The sequence below is a fragment of the Streptomyces fuscigenes genome, assembly GCF_021556455.1.
GTDB classification, from domain to species: domain Bacteria; phylum Actinomycetota; class Actinomycetes; order Streptomycetales; family Streptomycetaceae; genus Streptomyces; species Streptomyces fuscigenes.
In genome coordinates, this window is the sequence record NZ_JAKGCV010000332.1 from 1 (window position 1) to 6171 (window position 6171).

Consider the following 6171-nt stretch of genomic DNA (forward strand, 5'->3'; position numbering starts at 1 on the left):
GGGCCGCCGGCCTGACGGACGGACGTCAGGACGGCGCGGGCCCCGCCGGCCCCTCGTCGTCCTCCGGGCGTCCCGTGCCCGGCGGCGGCCCGGCCGTGCTGCCACCCGGACCCTGCTCCGTACCGCCGGAACCGCCGGAACCGCCGGAACCGCCGGAACCGCCGGAACCGCCGAACGGCTCCGCGCCCGGGCCCGGGCCCGGGTCCTGGTCCCGCCGCTCCGGGCCGGGCTCCAGGTCCGTCGGGACGATCTGCTTCTCCTCGGCGAAGTGGCAGGCCGACGGGTGCGCGGTCGGGCCGCCCGGCTCGCGGAACCAGGCCGGTACCGCGAGCGGCGGCTCCTCCCGGGCGCAGATCTCCTGGGCCTTCCAGCAGCGGGTGCGGAAGTGGCAGCCGGAGGGCGGGTTCGCGGGGGAGGGGACGTCGCCCTGCAGCAGGATGCGCTCGCGGTGCTCGCGGCCCGTCGGGTCGGGCAGCGGCACGGCGGACAGGAGCGCCTGCGTGTACGGGTGCGTGGGGTGGTCGTAGATCTCGGCGTCCGTGCCCAGCTCCACGATCTTGCCGAGGTACATCACGGCGATCCGGTCCGAGATGTGCCGCACGATCGACAGGTCGTGCGCGATGAAGACGTAGCTCAGGCCGAACTCGCTCTGCAGGCGCTCCATCAGGTTGACGACCTGCGCCTGCACCGAGACGTCGAGCGCGGAGACCGGCTCGTCCGCGACGATCACCTCGGGCTGCAGCGCCAGCCCCCGCGCGATGCCGATGCGCTGTCGCTGGCCGCCGGAGAACTGGTGCGGATAGCGGTTGATGTACTCGGGGTTGAGCCCCACCACGTCCAGCAGGTCCTGCACCTTGCGGCGCCGGCTGCCCTTGGGCGCGACCTCGGGGTGGATCTCGAACGGCTCGCCGATGATGTCGCCGACCGTCATGCGGGGGTTCAGCGAGGTGTACGGGTCCTGGAAGACCATCTGGATGTTGCGCCGCACGGCCTTCATGGCCTTGCCGGACAGCTTCGTGATGTCCTCGCCCTTGTAGGCGATCGTGCCCGCCGTGGGTTCCTCCAGGTGGACGAGCATCTTCGCCACGGTCGACTTGCCGCAGCCGGACTCGCCCACGACGCCCAGCGTCTCGCCCGGCGCCAGGTCGAAGGAGACGCCGTCGACCGCCTTCACCGCCCCGACCTGCCGGCGGACCAGGATGCCCTGCGTCAGCGGGTAGTGCTTGACGAGGCCGCGCACCGAGAGCACCGACGTGCCCGCCGGGGCCGGGGCCTCAGATGTCGACGTCATCGAGCGTCTCCCTCCAGAAGTGGCAGGCGCTGCGCCGCGTCCCGCTCACCTCGTACAGCGGTGGTTCGTCCCTGGTGCACACCTCGCGCGCCCGGGGGCAGCGGGGGTTGAAGGCGCACCCGGGCGGGATGTTCAGCAGGTTCGGCGGCAGGCCCTTGATCGCGTAGAGGTCCTGGCCCTTCTGGTCCAGCCGGGGGATCGAGTCGAGCAGCCCCCTGGTGTACGGGTGGGCGGGCGCCTTGTAGATGTCGTGCACCGGCGCCGTCTCGACGATGCGTCCCGCGTACATCACGGCGATCTTGTCGGCGACGTCCGCGACCACGCCCAGGTCGTGGGTGATCAGGATGAGCCCCATGTTCAGCTCGCGCTGGAGCTCCGCCAGCAGGTCCATCACCTGGGCCTGCACGGTGACGTCCAGGGCCGTCGTCGGCTCGTCCGCGATGATCAGCGAGGGTTCGAGGGCCAGTGCCATCGCGATCATGATGCGCTGGCGCATGCCGCCGGAGAACTGGTGCGGGTACTGGCCGACGCGTTCGCGCGCGGCCGGGATGCGGACCCGGTCCATCAGCTCGACGGCCTTCGTGCGGGCGTCCTTGCGGGACATGCCCCGGTGCACGATGAACATCTCGCCGAGCTGCTGGCCCACACTGAGGACGGGGTTGAGCGACGACAGCGCGTCCTGGAAGATCATCGCCATCTCGGCGCCGCGCACCTTGCGCCGCTGGTCCTCCTTCAGCTTCAGCAGGTCGCGGCCCTTGAAGAGGACCTCGCCGCCGGAGATCCGGCCGGGCGGGACGTCGAGGATGCCCATGATCGCCTGCGCGGTGACCGACTTGCCCGAGCCGGACTCGCCGAGCACCGCGAGCGTCTCGCCCGCGTCCACCGAGTAGCTGACGCCGTTGACGGCCTTCGCGACGCCTTCGCGGGTGTGGAACTCCACGTGCAGGTCGCGCACTTCCAGCAGCATGCGGGGCTCCTCAGCGCAGCTTGGGGTCGAGGGCGTCGCGCACCGCGTCGCCCAGCATGATGAACGCGAGCACCGTGATGGCCAGGGCGCCCGCCGGGTACAGCAGCATGTGCGGCGCGTTGCGGATGTACGGCGACGCGGAGGAGATGTCGATGCCCCACGACACGGTCGGGGGCTTCAGCCCGACACCGAGGTAGGAGAGCGTCGCCTCCAGCGAGATGAACGTGCCGAGCGCGATGGTGGCGACGACGATGACCGGCGCGATCGCGTTCGGCATGATGTGCCGCACCAGCATCCGCGAGTTGGACGCGCCCAGCGCCCGTGCCGCCTGCACGAAGTCGTTCTGCTTGACGGTGATGACGGAGCCGCGCGCGATGCGGGAGATCTGCGGCCAGCCCAGCAGGACGATGAAGCCGATCACCGGCCAGACCGTCGAGTTGGTGATGACGGACAGCAGCACCAGGCCGCCCAGCACGACGGGGATGCCGAAGAAGATGTCGGTGAGGCGGGACAGGAGCGCGTCGCCGGTGCCTCCGTAGAAGCCGGCGAGCCCGCCGAGCACCGAGCCGAGGATCGCCACGCCGAGGGTCGCCAGGATGCCCACGGTGACCGAGGCGCGGGCACCGTAGACGGTCCGCGTGTAGACGTCGCAGCCCTGGCCGTTGAAGCCGAACGGGTGGCCCGGCGCGGGGCCGTCCTGCGCCTTCGCGAGGTCGCAGGACAGCGGGTTGCCCGACGCGATCGCCTGCGGCCAGATGGAGATGAAGATCAGGAAGAGGATCACCAGGGCCGAGATGATGAAGACCGGGTTGCGGCGCAGGTCGTGCCAGGCGTCCGACCAGAGGCTGCGCGCCTCCTCGACGCCCCCGCCCTCCGGCGCCCCGGGCGCGTTGCCGGGGCCCAGGTTCTCCGTCGCGATGTCCATCGCCCCGCCGGCGCCGGTGGGTGCGATGGCTCCGTCGCCCGCGTTCCTCGGGAGTTTGTCAGGCATACCGGATCCTCGGGTCGAGAACGGCGTACAGGAGGTCGACCAGCAGGTTGGCCACCAGGAAGACCAGCACCAGTACGGTCACGAAGCCGACCACCGTCTGCGAGTTCTGCCGCAGGATGCCCTGGTAGAGCTGGAAGCCGACCCCGTGGATGTTGAAGATCCGCTCGGTGACGATCGCGCCGCCCATCAGGCCGCCGATGTCCGTGCCGATGAACGTGACCACGGGGATCAGCGAGTTGCGCAGCAGGTGGCGCACAATCACGCGCCGCCGGGGCAGGCCCTTCGCGGTCGCGGTGCGCACGTAGTCCGAGCGCCGGTTCTCCGCGATCGAGGTCCGGGTGAGGCGGGTGACGTAGGCGAGGGAGACCGACGCGAGCACCAGTCCCGGCAGCACCAGCTGGTCGAAGGGGGCGTCGGGGGAGACCGACGGCTGGATGAGGTTCCACTTCACGCCGAACAGCAGCTGCGCGACGAGACCGGTGACGAACGTCGGCACGGAGATCACCACGAGCGTGAGCAGCAGGACCGTGGTGTCGGACGGGCTGCCCCGGCGCAGGCCCGTCAGCACGCCGAGCGCGATGCCGATGATGATCTCGAAGATGATCGCGATGATCGTCAGACGGATGGTCACCGGGAACGCGGTCCCGATCAGGTCGATGACCGGCTGCCCGTTGAAGGCCGTGCCGAAGTTGCCCTCGAACAGGTGGCCCATGTACGTCAGGTACTGCTGCCACAGGGGTTTGTCGAGGCCGAACTCGCTGCGCAGCTGCGCCTCCGTCGCGGGGTCGCACGCCTTGTCGCCGCACAGGCCCTGGATCGGGTCGCCCAGGACGTTGACCATGACGAAGATCAGCAGCGTGGTGCCGATGAACACGGGGATCATCTGGAGCAGCCGCCGGATCACATAGCGTCCCATGCCGGCCTCCGCGGGTCGTGGGCCTTCGGGGTGGGGCCGGGGGCGGGCGGTCGGCCCGTACCGGTTCCGGGTACGGGCGCGTCCGCCTCCGCCCCCGGCGCGGGGGGCCCGGCGCGGAGTCCCGCGCCGGGCCGGAGGTGGCCGGGAGGCGTCACTTGACCTTGATGTCGCCGTAGACCGGGACGCTGAACGGGTTCAGCGCGACGTTCGAGACGCGGTCGGAGAAGCCGGCGCTGCCGTTCTGGTACCAGAGCGGGATGGCCGCCATCTGGTCCCGTACGACGCCCTCGGCCTGCTGGAACAGCTGGACGGCCTTCGTCTTGTCGGTCTCCGCGTTGGCCTGGTTGACCAGCTTGTCGAACTGCGGGTTGGAGAACTTGCCGTCGTTCGACGAGGCGTTCGTGAAGTACAGCGGCTGCAGGAAGTCCTGGATGAGCGGGTAGTCCATCTGCCAGCCGGCGCGGAACGGCCCGGTCAGCTTGTGCTGGGCGATGCGGCTGCGGAAGTCGGCGAAGGTGCCGACGGGCGCGCCGACGCACGCCTTGTCGTTGTGCAGCACGTTGTTGATGCTGTTGCAGGTGGCGTCCACCCACTCCTTGTGGGAGCCCGTGTCCGCGTTGTAGGTGATCGTCATCCGGCCGCCCGGGATGCCGCCGCCCTCCTTGATGAGCTTGCGGGCCTGCGCCGGGTTGAAGTCGCAGGCGCTGCCGCACAGCCCTGCCTTGTAGCCGCCGGCGGAGCCGAGCACCGGGGAGGTCCAGTCCGTGGCGGGGGTGCGCGTGTCGTTGAAGATGGTCTTCGTGATCTGCGCCCGGTTGATGGCCATCGACAGGCCCGTCCGCACCTTCTGCGCGTTCGGCGTGCTCCACCGCTTGTCGTAGAACGGGAAGGCGAGGGTCTGGATGATGCCGGCCGGCGTGTTGATGTACCGGCCGCCGAGGTCAGCCTTCACGTTCTTGAGCTGCGCGGCGGGGATGTCGTCGACGAGGTCGAGGTTCCCGGCCGTCAGGTCCGTGTAGGCGGTGTTGTTGTCGGTGTAGACCTTGAGGTCCACGCCGCCGTTCTTCGCCTTGTCCGGCCCGGGGTACTTCTTCCAGGCGCGCAGCTGCATCTGCGAACCCTTGGTGTACGAGCTGATGGTGTACGGCCCGTTGCCGACGGGCTTGCTGAGCCACTGGGCGTGGTTGGTGAAGAAGACGCTCGGCAGCGGCGAGAACGCCGCGTAGCCCAGGGTGTCGGGCCACGTCGAGAACTTCTGCGAGAGGCGGACCGTGAAGGTCTGGGGACCGGTGACCTTCAGCCCGGACATCGTTTTGGCGGTGGGCTGACCGGTGGAGGGGTGGACCTGGTCGTAGCCGTCGATGTACTGGAAGAACGAGGCGTTGACCTGGTTGTTCTTCAGGTACGCGCCGTAGTTCCAGGCGTCCACGAACGACTTGGCGGTCACCTTCTCGCCGTTGGAGAAGGTCCAGCCGTTCTTCACGGTGACCGTGAAGTTCCTGGAGTCGTTCGTGGTGATCGACTGGGCGAGCCAGTTCTGCGCCTTGGCCGTCTTCGGGTCGTAGCGCTTGAGGCCCCGGAAGACCATGTCGAGGACCTTGCCGCCCTGGACCTCGTTGGTGTTCGCGGGCTCCAGCGGGTTCTGCGGGTCGCCCCAGGAGGCGCTCACGATCCCCTTCGAGCCACCGCCGCTCCCGCTGCCGCCGCTGCCGCCCCCGCCGCAGGCCGTTGCCCCGAGGGCGACGGCGACGGCGCAGGCGGCCCACTTGGCGTGTGTGGCTCCGCGCATGGGGTGCCTCCTCTTCAGGCCCAAGATCCGTTGAACCCAAATACACCCCATACGGCTATATGACGCACTTTCTTGTCCGCTGTTCGCGCCGGACCGGGCGCCGGATACGCCCGGATGCACGCAGCACGCATCAGCGCCGCCCGGGGTGCGCCCCGCCGCGGTGCCGTCCGCGCCGGCGCGGCGGGCGCGGCCGCCGCGCCGGCGCTCATGCCGCGCC

Annotated in this window: 5 protein-coding genes; all 5 read right to left on the reverse strand. The window is 69.9% G+C overall.

Features of this window, described 5'->3' with window-relative positions; genetic code table 11:
• Positions 1-25: 25 nt before the first annotated feature.
• The 5 genes from L1885_RS21490 to L1885_RS21510 all read right to left on the reverse strand — a co-directional run bounded on the left by L1885_RS21490 (position 26) and on the right by L1885_RS21510 (position 5954).
• Complete coding sequence (locus L1885_RS21490; RefSeq protein ID WP_235798807.1) at positions 26-1291, reverse strand: ABC transporter ATP-binding protein; 1266 nt, start codon at positions 1289-1291, stop codon at positions 26-28.
• Positions 1275-2258, reverse strand: a complete 984-nt coding sequence (locus L1885_RS21495; protein ID WP_235798808.1) for an ABC transporter ATP-binding protein — start codon at positions 2256-2258, stop codon at positions 1275-1277. Before L1885_RS21495 ends, L1885_RS21490 begins: the two co-directional genes overlap by 17 nt.
• 10 nt (positions 2259-2268) lie before the next feature.
• The gene (locus L1885_RS21500) at positions 2269-3249 is read right to left on the reverse strand and encodes an ABC transporter permease (protein ID WP_235798809.1); all 981 of its coding nucleotides are present in this window, start codon (positions 3247-3249) and stop codon (positions 2269-2271) included.
• Positions 3242-4165 carry an ABC transporter permease gene (locus tag L1885_RS21505; protein ID WP_235798810.1) on the reverse strand — a complete coding sequence of 308 codons (924 nt, stop codon included), beginning with the start codon at positions 4163-4165 and terminating at the stop codon, positions 3242-3244. The genes L1885_RS21500 and L1885_RS21505 overlap by 8 nt, the downstream gene beginning before the upstream one ends.
• Positions 4166-4316: 151 nt before the next feature.
• Entirely contained in the window at positions 4317-5954 is a 1638-nt protein-coding gene (locus L1885_RS21510) for a peptide ABC transporter substrate-binding protein (RefSeq protein ID WP_235798811.1), read from the reverse strand.
• Between the last annotated feature and the right edge of the window lie 217 nt (positions 5955-6171).